This window comes from Peribacillus sp. JNUCC 23 (assembly GCF_053653995.1).
Genome location: NZ_CM132202.1, coordinates 2,114,157 through 2,129,241 on the forward strand (window position 1 = coordinate 2,114,157; position 15,085 = coordinate 2,129,241).

The following is a 15,085-nucleotide window of genomic DNA, read 5'->3' on the forward strand; positions in this document are numbered from 1 at the left end:
TTATAAAGGAGGAACTAACTACTTGCGTGGGCTAATTAATAGTATGTTTGAAACTAATAAAGTGACACAAATATGTATGAATCAAAAACCCACAGAGTACTTTGATAAGGATTTTCACTTTTATGTCGAAACTTGCGTTCTATTAATAGTAGTAAATGTAAGCGTTTTCTATTATAATGATAATGGGTTGGATGGCATGTGTGGCCGTCATAGTATCTGGCGTAGGTGGGGCCGATACCAGGGAGAGGGCTTAGATGAAATGTCCTTTTTTATTAGTTTAAAACTAGCATTTTTTATGAAGTTGAGAGGTTTCTTCAGAAGACGAAAATGCTGATGTACCAACGATATATAAAATCATGCATAAATAATAAAAATAAAAGACATTAACCCCCTTGGTACTCGAGGGGTTTTTGGTACGGTTACTTCCTGAAATTGCGATTATGTAAACTCTTCTTGAAATAAAGTTTGTTTGAATTGTCACGAATTTTCATATCATGAAGCATATGAATTTACATATCTAATAAAGTGGATATAATAAGCGTATGGATAAAATATTAATATTTAAAGCTTTGTCGAATGAGACACGGAATCAGATTTTAGAGTGGTTGAAAAATCCGGAGCAACATTTTGGTGTTCAGCACCATCTTCCAACCGACACGGATTTTACTAACAGTATATGTGTAGGAGATATACAAGAAAGAGCTGGGTTAGCACAATCAGTGATTTCCAGTTATCTAAATACGATGAGGAATGCGGGATTGTTAGAGTCAAGACGTATTGGGCAGTGGACTTATTACAGAAGAAATGAAGAAACCATCCGCGAGTTTACGATGTATTTGCAAAATAACTTATAGAGAAAAGGAGGTTCTTCTTTTTTTGTACATATAATCTATTTATATAGATATACGAATATTCATGTTAGGGGGAGTTTTCTCCTAGTTCCAAAGGAAAGGATGCAAGACAATATGAAAAAACAAACTAAAAGAGCCGCAATAGAAGGTGTTTTCGGGCAGTTTTTATCAGGTATGGAGGCTGGAGATATCTCACCGATAGCGAAATTGCTGTCGGATAATGTGAAAATCAGTTTTAGTAATATTGGCGATTTAGAGGGTAAGCAGGAAGCGATTAAAGGGTTGTCCAACCCAATATTTTCAAAGAGTGTTGTAAAGCATTTCATATCAAACAATTATACTGCCACAGAAGGAAATATAGGGAAACAGTCAGCGTACCTAACTGGCTTTGTTGTAGATACATTAGAAGAGGATAACCAAGAAGCCTGGTTTGGTGGTTATTTTACTAACTCATATGAATTGACAGATGAAGGCTGGGAAATTGTTGATCTACGATTTGAGCTGGACTGGTTGATAGGATCCAACCCAGGTATTCAGCATTGGAAAGAACCACGCAGAACCATCGGATGGTCTCCAAACATGACACTTCCGAAAATAATTAGCGAATTAGATTCACCGTGGCGTGTGTTCCCAAAATCGGATGAGTTTGGTTCTGATGAGGAACAAATATTAGATGCTTATACCCAATATGCTTGGGCTACCGATCATGATATTGGTCTTATGAAAGACCTTTTTACAGAACAATTAGAAGCGAATTTAGTCCCTGTTGGGAGAATAGACAATAAAAGAGAATTAATGACTGTGATTTCGACTTTTAGATCTGGTCGTGTTTCTTCGCATCATGCAATTGGAGACTATGAAATAGAAGTGATTGGGGACGTTGCAAATATGAAAATCTTTAGACGCACTCCAGTTCACGTAACGAAAGATACGATTAACCGGAACTTTTTTAGTGCCACATATGATTGCAGTTTACGTAAGATTGACGGTAAGTGGAAATTTGAGAAGTTCTTTTATACCGAGGGTAACGTATTTGAAAGGGGGAAAGCTTAAAACGACCTGCGTATTTATTTTGACCTAATGGATGTACTGTGTGTGAAAAGGTCCCTATTTACATACTTATAATATTTTTAATCAATTAAGATCTTCAAGACAGAAAGGATGTATATGATGATTGCAAGAATAGATCTATTTAACAAAAAAGAAGGGGTTTCCTCAGACAATTTCCGTAAACATTTAGATGAACATGAGGTGAATATGTCCCAGATGGATGGATTCCAAAAGTACGCACAAAATTATGTAGTTGAATCTACACAACCATCAGGTCTTGGAAACGAAGACTACCCTAGAAGCTCTGAACGGGTGGAAGCCTTTTTTAAAGTATGGTTTGATGACCAGTCATCAGCAGAGAAGGCTTCAAACTCTAATGCAATCGATGCATTGAATAGAAGTGATATGGGTGACTTAAAATCAGTAGTAACAAAGCAGAATATAGTTATACCTACAGCGGAAGACAAAGGTATCTATAAAATGATGCAAGTTCTGAAACGTCCAGCTGATGTTAGTCCGGAAAAATTTGAATATGAATGGTGTAAGGTGCATGCGGAAATGGTTCCACATACATTTCCTGGTGTTTTAGGTTATACGCAAAATTTAGTTTTAAATAGACTTATAGCAGGTAAATCTGTACCTTACGAAGAGCTTCCAATTGACGGGATTGTAGAGTTTTGGTTCAGGGACAAAGAAAGTATGGATGCTGCGTTTTCTGCTCCAACAGCAATAAAGGCAATAGATCATGCCAGAGTGTTCATTGATGAAATTTCGACTTTTACTATAGAAAGTCATTAAAGCTAATTCTAACTTACTGGAGTCTTGTCTAAGTATGGACGGATAGTAGAGTACCAATTAATTAATAGTAATCAAACAGGGAGTGGAAAATAATGATTTCATTAAATATACTGGATTATTCTCCAATAGATGAAGGTCATAATGCACGCGAAGCGTTACTTCAAACAACTGAATTAGCAAAGACAGCTGACAAACTTGGCTATAGTAGATTTTGGGTATCTGAGCATCACCAAATGTTATCGCTTGCTGGTAGCAATCCTGAAATGTTGATGATGCACCTAGCAGCGTCAACGGAGCGTATTCGAATTGGTTCAGGAGGGGTTATGCTTCCGCACTATAGTTCATATAAAGTAGCTGAAAATTTTTGTATGTTAGAAGCATTGTATCCAAATCGTATTGACTTGGGGATAGGGAGAGCGCCTGGGGCAAACCGTTTAGTAAGCTATGCTTTAAACGAAGAAAAATCAAGACCACTTCAATATGAGCAGCAAGTTGTAGATTTGAAAAGTTTTTTAACAGATGAATTTGCAGAAGGCCATCGTTTTAATGGATTGATTGCTACGCCTGTCATTGATACAAAACCAGAAATGTGGGTTTTAGGAGCTGGCGGGGGGAGTGCAAGCATCGCTGCTGAAAATGGGACTGCATTTACATTTGCCCATTTTATTAATCCATTTGGAGATGGCTTAGCCGCGGTTAAACATTATCGAGAGAACTTTAAACCATCATCTTTATTTGAAAAGCCTAAAGTAATGATCGGGGTATTTGCTGTTGTGGCTGAAACAAATGAAGAGGCGGAGGAGATTGCTAAGGCTTTTGATTTGTGGCTTCTCAAATCTGAATCATCACAACCACCCACTTCTTATCCATCTGTTCAAACAGCAATGGACTATCCGTATAGTCTGCATGAAATGGAACGTATTTCGGGAAATCGAAATCGTGTACTTGTTGGGAATGCTGAAAAAGTGAAAGATCAAATTGAAAAATTAGCTCAGCTTTATGGTACGAATGAAATAACAATCTTACCTAATATTTCTGGAGCCCATAACCGCATGAAGTCAATTTGGTTACTGGCAGAAGCATTTAACTTATCTAATCAATAACATATATCTTCTATCAACCTTAGAGTAAGAAAGGAGTAATTAGATGATATGAATGTTCGAGAAAAAATTAGAGAACATGCTGCACGTGATATTGCACATCGTTGGTTTGCCTATTTTGAAGGGGAAAATAAAGATATAAACAAACAACTAGAAATTTTAAGTGATGATATAAAAATTCTACATGCTTCTTCACACTTGTTGGCTGATGGAAAAGACTCAGCTGCTGAATGGGTGGCAAACATCCCTGAGGAAGTAGATTCTCATTTTATTAAAGAGTTTATCTATAATCCATTAAGTGAAGATTTAGCTGAAGTAAGAATGAAAGTGGCCTATCAAGTCATTCAGGCAGGTAATCAAATAGGTGGAGCAATCATTCATTATCAGACGTTGGTAACATTCACTGAAGATAACTCAGCTCTTTTCACATTTATTAACAAAACACCTGCCGAGCATAACCCTAACAAAGTATTTGCCGATTCATATCAGGAAAATCGTGTTCACTCTTTCGTATATCGATGGGTTTATTTACGTGAAAATTTTAATCTTGAAGAAATTAAAGAATTATTGGTAAAGGATGGACAACCTTTTATTTTCGCTGAAGGAGGGGGTATAAAAAGTTATGAAGGGTGGACTAATTTTAGGAGACAGTTACCAAACCAAATACAACATGGCCACTATGAAATAGAGAGTATTGACACTGAAACACTGAGTGATAATAGAGTGTTAGTTGAAATTAAAGCAATATGGAAAAGGGTTGTAAAAGGAGAGGCTCTAAGTTCTTCTGTACAATACAAATTAAAACTTCAAGATAGTGGAGAGCGCTATCTACAAATAGATGAATTGCTAGAGTAAGAAATAAGCATTAAGAAGAGCTAAGTCAGCAAATTAAGATGAGATTGTGTGCAATTTTATTTTTAGAAAGGGTTGAAGAAAACATGAAAGCACAATATAAACCGCTTTTTGAACCATATGTTTTTCGTAGTGGTGTGAAGATAAAAAACCGTATTTCGATGGCACCAATGACGACTAAATCAGCTTATGATGATGGTAGTGTGTCCGAAGATGAACTTAATTATTATAGTCGTCGCGCAAATGGGGTTGGAATGGTCATTACTGCTTGTGCGCACGTAACATTAGACGGGAAAGCTTGGAATGGTGGATTCGGAGCAGATACAGATGTCACCATACCTAGCTTAACTCGGCTGGCTTCTACATTAAAAAAACAAGGTACCACGGCAGTTTTACAAATTTTCCATGCTGGCTTTCAAAATGTATTTCGTGATCGAACAAGCCCTCAACACGAATATCTCAGTGCATTAAATAGTGGGGAAATTGATCAACTTATAACAGATTTCGGCGAAGCAACTCGACGTGCAATTGCCGCGGGTTTCGATGGTGTTGAAATTCACGGTGCCAACCATTATCTCATCCATCAATTTTTCTCTGCACAGACGAATAGAAGGGACGATCACTGGGGTGGTTCATTTGAAAAACGGATGAAATTTCCATTGGCTGTAGTTGATCAAGTTCTGCAAACTGTCAAACAACATGCAAAAAAGCCTTTTCTTGTAGGCTATCGTATTTCACCTGAAGAAACAGGCCCATTAGGATTTACAATGGCTGATTCGTTAGAATTAATGGATCAATTGTCATATAAAGAATTAGATTATCTCCACATATCAAGCGGTGATTTTTGGTCAGTTCCTAGGAGAGGCGCACCGGCTACAAATAGTCGTCTGCATTGGATTATGCAAAAAGTAGGAGATCGTATACCTGTGATGGGGATAGGTTCCATTCAGACAGCCGATGATGCACTTAAAGCGCTGGAATCTGGAATACCATTAATTGCGTTAGGAAGAGCACTTCTTATGGAGCCGGATTGGATTAAAAAGATTGAATTAGGGAATGAAAGTGAGATTATAACAGAAATGCGCTATAGTGATCAGAATCGATTAGTCATTCCCGCACCTATGTGGAATGTGTTTTAACAGGTTCTGGTGCAAATACTTGAAGAAAATATAAAAAAGCGAAAGTTTTCTAGTGACCCCTGATCCTAAGCAATTAGTCCAAACAGTTGATGGATGAATTCTTTTTGATTTTGGACAGACATCTCCCTTTGGAGAGTCTGTCCTTTTTTGATCATGTGCATAGCCTCTATCCCCGCAATAATTCGTTTGGCAGTCCGTAAGGACTTTAATCCAAGAATCGGGCGAATTCGTTTTTTAATAAAGCGATGATCCTGCTCCACGATATTGCTGAGATATTTAACTTGCCTTAGTTGGATGCCTTCAGGCATCATCTTTTCTTCTTTTAACTGTTCAATGGCTAAAGGATACGCTGGATTTTTATCAACAGTAACGACACGTGGTGTTGTAGAATGACAAACAGCCAAGGCTTTTTTGAAAAATCGCTTGGCTGCTTTGGTATTTTTAGATTTACGACGACGGATTCGTTTATCTAATTTGGGACTATACTGATGAACCCAACGCATAATGGTTGTATGAGCGATCAACAGGCCTCGCTCCTCCATCATTTCCACTAAATCACGAAAACTAAGGTTGTACCGTAGATACCATCTCACCGTTAATAAAATAATATCAGGTTGATAATGTTACCATTTGACCAAATTTTGTTTTTCCATACTGATCACCCCCCCTCTTTTAGAGTAATAGTATCAGTATGTCCAAGATTTAGAGATTACTTGCAATCAATTTAATCTTTTTGCACCAGAACCGGAATAACAATATTTATGAAATGATCGCAGAATAATAATCATAGATATAGTTTAAAGCTATAACAAGCGATAGAATTCAGGTGTTATGCTATATTGATTTATCAATGTCATAATTAACTTACATCTAAGTGGTAAACCGAGCTACACCTCGGTTCTATAATTCTGAAAATTAACAAAAATATTAAATGAACAACTGACTAATAGCCATCCCGCAAAACAAGTCGGCCGCGTAAATATTACATCATAAAAATACAACAGCCACCCGCTCAAAATGAACTGCACCCCAATTGTTAGACACAACTAACAAATGGAGGTGCACTTATTGGCCAGCCCGATGTCTTACTTCTTGACGAACCGTATAGTGCGCTGGATGCTTTCACTAAAATGCAACTGCAAGATTTATTGTTAAAAATTCAAAAGAAACGTTTAACGACGATGGTGGTCGTTACGCATGACATTGACGAAGCACTTTACTTATGTGACGGGATTTTCATCCTCGTGGTCAGCCCGGGACATTGCAGGCGGAAATGACGATTGATGTAGTGAAACCACGGGATCGAGGTAATTCGTTTCTGGCAGCGAAAAAGGCGGAAATACTAGAGCTATTACATATCGAAAAGGCGGTTGACTAAACATGGCAAATGAAGAAGTGATTTATCCATATGAAGGAAATTATAATATAACAGCTGACCTTCCATCAAGAGAGGATTTCACATGGGGAAAACTTGAATCGAATTTTAGTTGGTCTGTTACTGGAAAAGTGAATATGGCCTATGAATGTGTGGATCGCCATGTCGTGGAAGGGTTTGGGGAGAAAGTCGCGCTACATTATTTTGGGGAAAATGAAGAGTATACATTAACGTATCGCGAATTGAAAGAGAAATCTGATCTCTGGGCTACTGTTTTGAAAAAGCAAGGGGTGAAAAAAGGGGATTTCGTCTTTATCTTTTTATCAAAGCATCCCGATTGCCATATCGCAATGCTCGCCGCAATTAAGCTTGGTGCTGTTGTCGGACCGCTTTTTGAAGCGTTTATGGAAGATGCAGTGAAGGAGCGGATTGCTGATTGTGAGGGGACTTATTTAATTACTTCACCAGAGTTGATGAAACGGGTGCCGCGTGCGGAATTGCCGTCACTGAAAACGGTTTTGATAACGGCGGAACCAGAACAATGCAATAGTGATGAGATTTCGTTATTTGCGGAGGCGCGAGCTGTTGAAGTTGAAGAAGAAATCATCGAGTGGGTGGATTTAGAACATGCGCTTAATATTCATTATACGAGTGGTTCGACAGGTCGCCCGAAAGGAATTGTCCATGCGCATCGAGCAATGATCCAACAATACATTACAGGCAGATGGGTATTGGATTTGAAAGAAGAGGATGTGTATTGGTGCACCGCCCACCCTGGTTGGGTGACAGGAACGGTATACGGTGTTTTCGCACCACTACTTAACCGGGCAACGATTATAATTCACGGCGGTAGATTTAATGCCGATGAATGGTATTCCGTGTTGGAGAAATCTGGTGTCACAGTTTGGTATAGTGCGCCGACGGCTTTCAGAATGTTGATGGCGGAAGGGGATGGAAAGACAGCGACTTATGATTTGTCAAAGATCCGGCATGTTTTAAGCGTGGGCGAGCCGTTAAATCCAGAAGTGATCCGTTGGGGGATCAAAACGTTGTCCAATCGTATCCATGATACGTGGTGGATGACAGAAACAGGGGCTCAACTCATTGTTAATCTGCCATCCGAGAAGATTATTCCAGGATCGATGGGAAGACCATTTCCAGGAATTGAAGCGGCGATTCTAGGAGAAGATGGCGAAAAGCTTGCGCCTGGTGAAGTTGGTAATTTAGCTTTGAAAGCAAATTGGCCTGCCATGATGCGGGAAGTGTGGAAAGACCCTGCTAAGTATTCGATGTACTTCCCGTTCGAGGGGTGGTTTGTGTCTGGTGATTTGGCGACAATCGATGACAACGGCTATATCTTCTTCCAAGGCCGGAGCGACGATATGATCAATTCTTCAGGTGAACGAATCGGTCCGTTTGAAGTGGAGAGTAAATTGATCGAACATCCAGCTGTTGCAGAAGTGGGTGTCATTGGAAAACCAGACGCAGTGAGAGGGGAAATCGTGAAGGCGTTTATCGTCTTAAAGAATGGCTATGAAGCAAGTGATGGGTTACTGCAAGACCTCCGCCAATTTGTACGAAGTGGACTTGCAGCTCATGCAGCACCAAGAGAAATTGAATTTCTTGAGGAGTTGCCTAAGACGCCGATTAGCGGAAAAATCCTTCGACGTGAATTAAAGGCAAGGGAACTTCAAAAAGTCGGTGTCTAATCTTCTGAATTGGGACAGATGAGTCTGCTAAACAAGACAAAGTCCAATACTGCCCGAATTCTAGTAGTGAACGGATAAAGAAGTCACATTCTACTTTAAATAGCATAGATATCGTTAACCCGTTCGTAAAAGTACACTTTTATGAACGGGGTGTTTCTGTTTGAAAACAGTTGATATTAACGTTCATAAAACTTCTAAATCGTTTTATGAACGATCATCGAATTTCACATATATTTTTAAAGGGACGGCTAAGGTGGATGAAGGTTTTAAAATAAATTACTTTAAATTGTCTTATAGAAGAAAGATGATTAGAACCCTAACAAGTCTTCCTATAATAATTTTAGCATTAATTGTAATTTATTTTTATAAAGAATGGAGTATGACAACAAATGTACTTTTCGGACTATTTTTCCTAATATCCTTTTCAGTTCAGCTAATCTATAACTTCAATATGTGGAAGAAAAATGAAAAATAACCAAAGGATAATTCAACTAATTGGTGCTTTAGTGAAAGAAGTAGTTGCATAAAATACTCCGTTTTTATGCAGCTACTAGGCTTCTGAAGAAACCGAAAATGTTGATTCATCAACCATTTATAAAATCATGTATAAACGATAAAAATGGACCATTCGGAACCCCTTTAGCATCAAGGGGTTTTATGTTTCGGAACTTCCGAGAGATTAACCTTATGTTAACTAGTTTTGTATAGAGTATTCATGTGATCCTTTGGGACCTTGTTCCGCAATCGGGCTATTATCTTGAATATCGCTTAATAAGAAAAATTGGATATTTATGTTAATATATAAAGAAAATTGTGATTAAATATACTTAAACTAAAGGTCAGGATGTCTTAATTGGAAATTACTATAATGATAATCGAAAGAGGAGTGGGATTATGTTGGTACATAAGATAGATGATGAAGTCTCTTTGAGGTTGTTCAACAAAGATGACGCAGAGGAGTTCTACGATTTAACAATTAGTTCAAAATCCTATTTAAAAGAGTGGCTTGGTTGGCTCGATTATACTAAGAGTGTAGAAGATACTGCACAAAATATTATATCAAGATGTAATGAGCTTGTTGATAATGGAGGATATCCTCTATCGTTTGCTATTATATATAATGGGAAAATTGCAGGTACAATCGGATTTAATGAAATACATAAGGCTAACAAAATTGGTGTTGTCGGTTATTGGTTAGGTGAAAAATATCAAGGTAAAGGTATAATGTCTAATGCACTCAAAGCATTAATTGATTACGGATTTAATGACCTTAAACTAAATCGAATTGAAATTAGTGTCGCAGTTGAAAATAAAAAAAGTAGAGCGCTACCTGAAAGGTTTGGTTTCAAAGAAGAGGGAAAAATAAGACAAGCAGAGTGGTTATATGACCATTATGTAGACCACGTTATTTATGGACTCTTGGCTAATGAATGGAAATAAACTATCAATTGTTCAACACCCTACTTCAACTAACAGGGTATTTAGCAAAATAACTGATGAACTATATTGCAGTTTTAGTGTTGTACAATATTCCACAATCGGGCGCTTTAATTGAATAAGCAGCTAAAAGGATCTTCCAACCGAAGATCCTTTTTCAGGTGTGCCAGGCATGGCAACTATCTAGGTGGTGAAAGTCCACTGTGGGGGTACACATCGACCAACCACTAAGGAAGCGCAAGGTACTTATCGTGAGGTAAGGGCTGGAAGGAAGCGTGGAATAAAATCTTGGCTCGACGAACAGAAATCTGATACTAAGGCTCTATAAAGGGATGAGACTCCCTGACAAGTCAAAGTCCAAAAGATGTGCGTAACTTTGTAGGGTAAATCAGGCGAGTAAAAGAGGAAAGATAGTTGTCTTACCCTGGGAGGTCTTGCGGATGTACAGTAGTACAGTCGAAAAAGGTTAGTCGCAAGAAGTCAGCAGAAGCCATAGTAATGAGTAAAATCATGAAGGGCTGAACAATTTATAGTGTTTCAACGCCGCGAATGCGTAAGTGACGAACTCCGAATGTGTTAATGGTGAAAGTATGAGCGTATCTCAAAGGATAACCAAAATGGAGCTATCACTTACTACGTGAGAGGAAAGGAGAAACGAGTGTGGAACTTTTAGAACAGATTCTAAGCAATCAAAATATGAATGAAGCCTACTTACGTGTATATAGAAATAAAGGTGCATGTGGGGTCGATGGAATAACAGTCGATGAACTGAAACAATACCTAAAAGAGAATAAGGATGAGCTGCGTAAACGCATCAGAACAAGACAATACCAACCACAAGCTGCCTTAAGAGTGGAAATTCCAAAAGAAAATGGAAAGATGCGCAAATTGGGAATACCAACAGGAGTGGATAGAGTAGTTCAACAAGCCATTCATCAAGTACTCAGTCCGATATTTGAAGAAAAGTTCAGTGAATTCAGTTACGGCTTTAGACCAAAAAGAAGTTGTGAGATGGCAATTGTTAAAAGCTTGGAATTTCTGAATGATGGATATGATTGGGTAGTGGATATTGATCTTGAAAGATTCTTTGATACAGTTCACCATGATAAACTCATGCGAATTATATCTAACACAATAAATGATGGAGATGTCATTTCGCTAATAAGAAAATACTTAGTCAGTGGGGTTATGGTGAATGGGAAATATGAAGAAACACCAGTTGGCACTCCGCAAGGAGGTAATCTAAGCCCTCTGTTGAGTAATATTATGTTGAACGAATTGGATAAGGAATTAGAAAGTAGAGGACTCCAATTCGTGAGATACGCTGATGACGCCCTTATCTTTATGAAGAGTGAAAAAGCAGCGAACAGAGTGATGAAGTCAACCGTGAGATTGATAGAAGAGAAATTAGGATTAATAGTCAATGCCGAAAAGAGTAAAGTCTCTTGTCCAATAGAGTTAAAATTCTTAGGATTTGGGTATTATTACGATTCTAAGAGTAAGAGATATCAAGTGAGACCTCACTCAAGTTCAGTACAGAAACTTCAGAGGAAGCTTAGGCAATTGACAAAGCGAAATTGGAGTGTTCCTTTAGACTACCGAATATTGAAACTGAAACAAGTCATATTTGGTTGGGTAAACTACTTCAGAGTAGCAAATATGAAAGAAGCGATGAAACGAACAGATAAGAAAATACGCTCAAGAATTAGGGTAATCATCTGGAAACAATGGAAGGTACTGAATAAACAAATCAAATCGCTAATTCAACTAGGGATTCCGGAGGAAGAAGCGAAAGGATTAACCTACTGCCGAAAAGGTTACCGATATATAGGATTATCGAAAGTTGTTCAAAGAGCAATCTCAAATAAAAGACTAAAGCAGAGGGGAATACCTTCTGCTTTAGAACATTATCTAAAAGTACACACTGTAATATAAATTGAAACGCCGTATACGCGATCCGTACGTACGGTGTTGTGAGAGGGGCGAAAATAAATTAATTTATTTTCCCTCTACTCGATTACCTATAAGCGTGATTATGTAAACTCTTCTTGAAATAAAATTCTAGCTTATTAAGCTAATGGGTGACATCAGTTCAAGAAGAATACCCTTTTGGTGGTTTTTTCAATGTACTTAAATATACAAAATAATATATTCGGAAAATCCCTTATTCAACTACTAGTGCAGGATAGTATAATAAGCGATTAAACCAATTTTAAAATTTAAGTTAGATGTGGTTAATGGTGGGCGTTTTATCCCTAGTTGCAGGAACAACAAAGGATCGCGAGCAACTTCAAAAAATGTTAGAGGATTTACAGGAAGATGACATCATTCATGTTACAGACTTAACTCGAATCACTCGTAGTACACAAGATCTATTTGAATTAATCGATAACATACGAGATAAAAAGGCAGGCTTAAAATCACTAAAAGATACATGGCTTGATTTATCAGAAGATAATCCATACAGCCAATTCTTAATTACTGTAATGGCTGGCGTTAACCAATTAGAGCAAGATCTTATTCGGATGCGACAACGTGAAGGGATTGAATTGGCTAAGAAAGAAGGAAAGTTTAGAGGTCGATTAAAGAAGTATCATAAAAATCACGCAGGAATGAATTATGCGGTAAAGCTATATAAAGAAGGAAATATGACTGTAAAACAAATTTGTGAAATTACTAATGTATCTAGGGCTTCATTATACAGGAAATTATCAGAAGTGAATAATTAGCCATTCTGTATTCCGCTAATGGGCAATATTTTTAAAGAAGAAAAGGAAACAATAGAATATAAATAAAGACTCTAAATTATTCAACTAACTGTCACACTGTTAAACTAACTTTGCGGAACTAACTATCAAAAACTGATGTTTTTTATGATACAATTTCGTGTGACTTATTGACGATTAATGATAACTTTGTCTAGGAGTGGAGTAAATGAAAAATATAACAATATTAATAGCTGATGATGATGTTGAAATTGCTGATTTGGTTGCTATACATTTAGAGAAAGAAGGGTATCGTGTCATTAAGGTATCGGATGGGCAAGAAACCATTGATGTTATCCAGGCTCAACCAATTGATTTACTGATTTTGGATATTATGATGCCGAAAATGGATGGATACGAAGTTACACGTCGCATTCGCGAAAAACATAATATGCCCATTATTTTTTTGAGCGCTAAAACGTCTGATTTTGATAAAGTGCAGGGACTCGTGATTGGAGCAGACGATTATATGACGAAACCATTTATACCAATTGAATTGATAGCTCGGGTAAATGCACAGCTGCGGCGCTTTATGAAGTTGAATCAACCTAAAACCAAACAGAACTCAAACTTGGAATTTGGAGGATTAACGATTTCTCCTGAACAACGTACAGTTACTCTATATGGTAAGAATATTGAGTTAACACCGAAAGAGTTTAAAATTCTATATTTATTAGCCAGTAATCCAAATAAAGTTTATAGTGCAGAAGATATTTTTCAGAAGGTATGGGGGGAAGCATACTATGAAGGTGGGAATACCGTTATGGTTCATATTCGTACTTTGCGGAAAAAACTTGAAGAGGATAAACGAAAAAACAAATTGATAAAAACTGTATGGGGGGTAGGTTATAAAATCAATGGGTAAAATACTACGAGGCTTTCGTGCAAAAATGATAGTGTTGTTAGGTTTAAGCATGTTGTTGTCTAGCGCCATAACATACCTACTCTTTAAAGTACTCCAATTGTATTATTATACAAATGTTAATTATGGAGATACATTAGCTTATTTTCGCAAAATCATAGGAAATATTGGAGAGCTTAACGTCTTTTTACTGTTATTTATCCTGCTTTCGATACTGTTTTTCTTTTTACTTACAAAACCCTATTCTGCCTATTTCACTGAGATTTCAAAAGGAATTCATTATCTCGCTCAGGGTGACTTTAAGCATCGAGTTCAAATATTGTCAAATGATGAATTTAGTGATATTGCACAAGGTATTAATCTGGCATGTGAAAAATTGGAACAAGCCATAGAAAGGGGTGACTTTTCGGAAAGTAGTAAAGAGCAGTTAGTAGTAAATTTGGCTCATGATTTGCGCACACCTCTTACCTCTGTTTTAGGTTATTTAGATTTAATCCTTAAGGATGATAGCTTGACTGAAAATCAGATCAGGCATTATTTAACGATTGTCTTTACCAAATCTCAACGCTTAGAAAGGTTGATTGATGAATTATTCGAAATAACTAGGATGAATTATGGCATGTTACCAATTGAAAAGAAACAAATCGATTTAAGTGAGCTACTTATTCAATTGAAAGAAGAGTTGTATCCTGTCTTCGAGAAAAACGATTTGATAGCAAGAATGAATATTACTTCCCCTTTATCTATGATGGGTGATGGAGAGTTATTGGCACGTGTGTTTGAAAATCTTCTGATTAATGCAAATCGCTATGGGTATGAGGGGCAGTATGTAGATATCAACGGTTTTATTGATTCAGAGGAAGTAGTTATTCAAGTTATCAATTATGGGGATGCCATTCCTCCAGATGAACTGCCTCATATTTTTGATATGCTTTATACTGGTGACAAAGCACGAACTCATCAAGAAAATAGTACAGGTCTCGGTTTATTCATTGCAAAGAATATTGTAGAGCAACATAATGGAATGATTACTGTCGAAAGTAGTTTAATAAGTACGATTTTTGAAGTTCGTTTACCACAGGAAAGTGAACCAAATGATCAAGTGTAAAATCCAAGTAAAAAATTTAAGAAAAATTTAATATTTACC

General features: G+C 37.3%; 13 protein-coding genes and 1 pseudogene. 13 read left to right on the forward strand and 1 reads right to left on the reverse strand.

The genetic code is table 11. From position 1 onward, the window contains the following. Positions 1-542: 542 nt before the first annotated feature. The 6 genes from JNUCC23_RS10125 (at position 543) to JNUCC23_RS10150 (ending at position 5,790) form a co-directional block, all read left to right on the forward strand. The gene (locus JNUCC23_RS10125) at positions 543-854 is read left to right on the forward strand and encodes an ArsR/SmtB family transcription factor (protein WP_454215579.1); all 312 of its coding nucleotides are present in this window, start codon (positions 543-545) and stop codon (positions 852-854) included. A gap of 111 nt (positions 855-965) precedes the next feature. Further along, entirely contained in the window at positions 966-1,904 is a 939-nt protein-coding gene (locus JNUCC23_RS10130; RefSeq protein WP_454215581.1) for a nuclear transport factor 2 family protein, read from the forward strand. A 117-nt stretch (positions 1,905-2,021) separates the two neighbouring features. Then, positions 2,022-2,699 (forward strand): EthD domain-containing protein, encoded by a 678-nt coding sequence (locus JNUCC23_RS10135; protein ID WP_454215583.1) that lies wholly within the window; start codon positions 2,022-2,024, stop codon positions 2,697-2,699. Positions 2,700-2,791: 92 nt separating this feature from the next. Next, on the forward strand, positions 2,792-3,802 hold the full coding sequence (locus tag JNUCC23_RS10140) for an LLM class flavin-dependent oxidoreductase (protein WP_454215585.1): 1,011 nt from the start codon (positions 2,792-2,794) through the stop codon (positions 3,800-3,802). Between the two features lie 48 nt (positions 3,803-3,850). After that, complete coding sequence (locus JNUCC23_RS10145) at positions 3,851-4,654, forward strand: hypothetical protein (RefSeq protein ID WP_454215587.1); 804 nt, start codon at positions 3,851-3,853, stop codon at positions 4,652-4,654. 83 nt (positions 4,655-4,737) lie between these two features. Continuing rightward, the gene (locus JNUCC23_RS10150) at positions 4,738-5,790 is read left to right on the forward strand and encodes an NADH-dependent flavin oxidoreductase (protein ID WP_454215589.1); all 1,053 of its coding nucleotides are present in this window, start codon (positions 4,738-4,740) and stop codon (positions 5,788-5,790) included. A 65-nt stretch (positions 5,791-5,855) separates the two neighbouring features. Here JNUCC23_RS10150 and JNUCC23_RS10155 read toward each other — a convergent pair whose 3' ends face one another. Next, positions 5,856-6,398: an IS6 family transposase gene (locus JNUCC23_RS10155; RefSeq protein ID WP_454216021.1), complete on the reverse strand. Its 543-nt coding sequence runs from the start codon at positions 6,396-6,398 to the stop codon at positions 5,856-5,858. Positions 6,399-6,920: 522 nt separating this feature from the next. Between JNUCC23_RS10155 and JNUCC23_RS10160 the strand changes: the two genes are divergently transcribed. The 7 genes and pseudogenes from JNUCC23_RS10160 (at position 6,921) to JNUCC23_RS10190 (ending at position 15,046) form a co-directional block, all read left to right on the forward strand. Beyond that, complete coding sequence (locus tag JNUCC23_RS10160) at positions 6,921-7,067, forward strand: hypothetical protein (RefSeq protein WP_403073879.1); 147 nt, start codon at positions 6,921-6,923, stop codon at positions 7,065-7,067. 103 nt (positions 7,068-7,170) lie between these two features. Next, positions 7,171-8,874: an acetate--CoA ligase gene (gene acsA / locus JNUCC23_RS10165; RefSeq protein WP_454215591.1), complete on the forward strand. Its 1,704-nt coding sequence runs from the start codon at positions 7,171-7,173 to the stop codon at positions 8,872-8,874. Positions 8,875-9,768: 894 nt separating this feature from the next. After that, entirely contained in the window at positions 9,769-10,314 is a 546-nt protein-coding gene (locus JNUCC23_RS10170) for a GNAT family N-acetyltransferase (protein WP_454215593.1), read from the forward strand. 657 nt (positions 10,315-10,971) lie between these two features. Then, positions 10,972-12,246 (forward strand): group II intron reverse transcriptase/maturase, encoded by a 1,275-nt coding sequence (ltrA, locus tag JNUCC23_RS10175; protein WP_454215595.1) that lies wholly within the window; start codon positions 10,972-10,974, stop codon positions 12,244-12,246. A gap of 323 nt (positions 12,247-12,569) precedes the next feature. After that, a pseudogene (locus JNUCC23_RS10180) lies at positions 12,570-13,040 on the forward strand (recombinase family protein); the annotation flags it as partial. Between the two features lie 205 nt (positions 13,041-13,245). After that, the gene (gene vanR, locus JNUCC23_RS10185; RefSeq protein WP_454215597.1) at positions 13,246-13,941 is read left to right on the forward strand and encodes a vancomycin resistance response regulator transcription factor, VanR-F/VanR-M family; all 696 of its coding nucleotides are present in this window, start codon (positions 13,246-13,248) and stop codon (positions 13,939-13,941) included. Then, on the forward strand, positions 13,934-15,046 hold the full coding sequence (locus JNUCC23_RS10190; RefSeq protein WP_454215599.1) for an ATP-binding protein: 1,113 nt from the start codon (positions 13,934-13,936) through the stop codon (positions 15,044-15,046). The genes vanR and JNUCC23_RS10190 overlap by 8 nt, the downstream gene beginning before the upstream one ends. Positions 15,047-15,085 lie beyond the last annotated feature (39 nt).

Coding starts and splice junctions, on each gene's coding strand:
- acsA (WP_454215591.1), top strand. CDS start 7,171: ATGGCAAATGAAGAAGTGATTTATCCATATGAAGGAAATTATAATATA.
- JNUCC23_RS10160 (WP_403073879.1), top strand. CDS start 6,921: ATGCAACTGCAAGATTTATTGTTAAAAATTCAAAAGAAACGTTTAACG.
- vanR (WP_454215597.1), top strand. CDS start 13,246: ATGAAAAATATAACAATATTAATAGCTGATGATGATGTTGAAATTGCT.
- JNUCC23_RS10190 (WP_454215599.1), top strand. CDS start 13,934: ATGGGTAAAATACTACGAGGCTTTCGTGCAAAAATGATAGTGTTGTTA.
- JNUCC23_RS10170 (WP_454215593.1), top strand. CDS start 9,769: ATGTTGGTACATAAGATAGATGATGAAGTCTCTTTGAGGTTGTTCAAC.
- JNUCC23_RS10145 (WP_454215587.1), top strand. CDS start 3,851: ATGAATGTTCGAGAAAAAATTAGAGAACATGCTGCACGTGATATTGCA.
- JNUCC23_RS10140 (WP_454215585.1), top strand. CDS start 2,792: ATGATTTCATTAAATATACTGGATTATTCTCCAATAGATGAAGGTCAT.
- JNUCC23_RS10125 (WP_454215579.1), top strand. CDS start 543: ATGGATAAAATATTAATATTTAAAGCTTTGTCGAATGAGACACGGAAT.
- JNUCC23_RS10150 (WP_454215589.1), top strand. CDS start 4,738: ATGAAAGCACAATATAAACCGCTTTTTGAACCATATGTTTTTCGTAGT.
- JNUCC23_RS10130 (WP_454215581.1), top strand. CDS start 966: ATGAAAAAACAAACTAAAAGAGCCGCAATAGAAGGTGTTTTCGGGCAG.
- JNUCC23_RS10135 (WP_454215583.1), top strand. CDS start 2,022: ATGATTGCAAGAATAGATCTATTTAACAAAAAAGAAGGGGTTTCCTCA.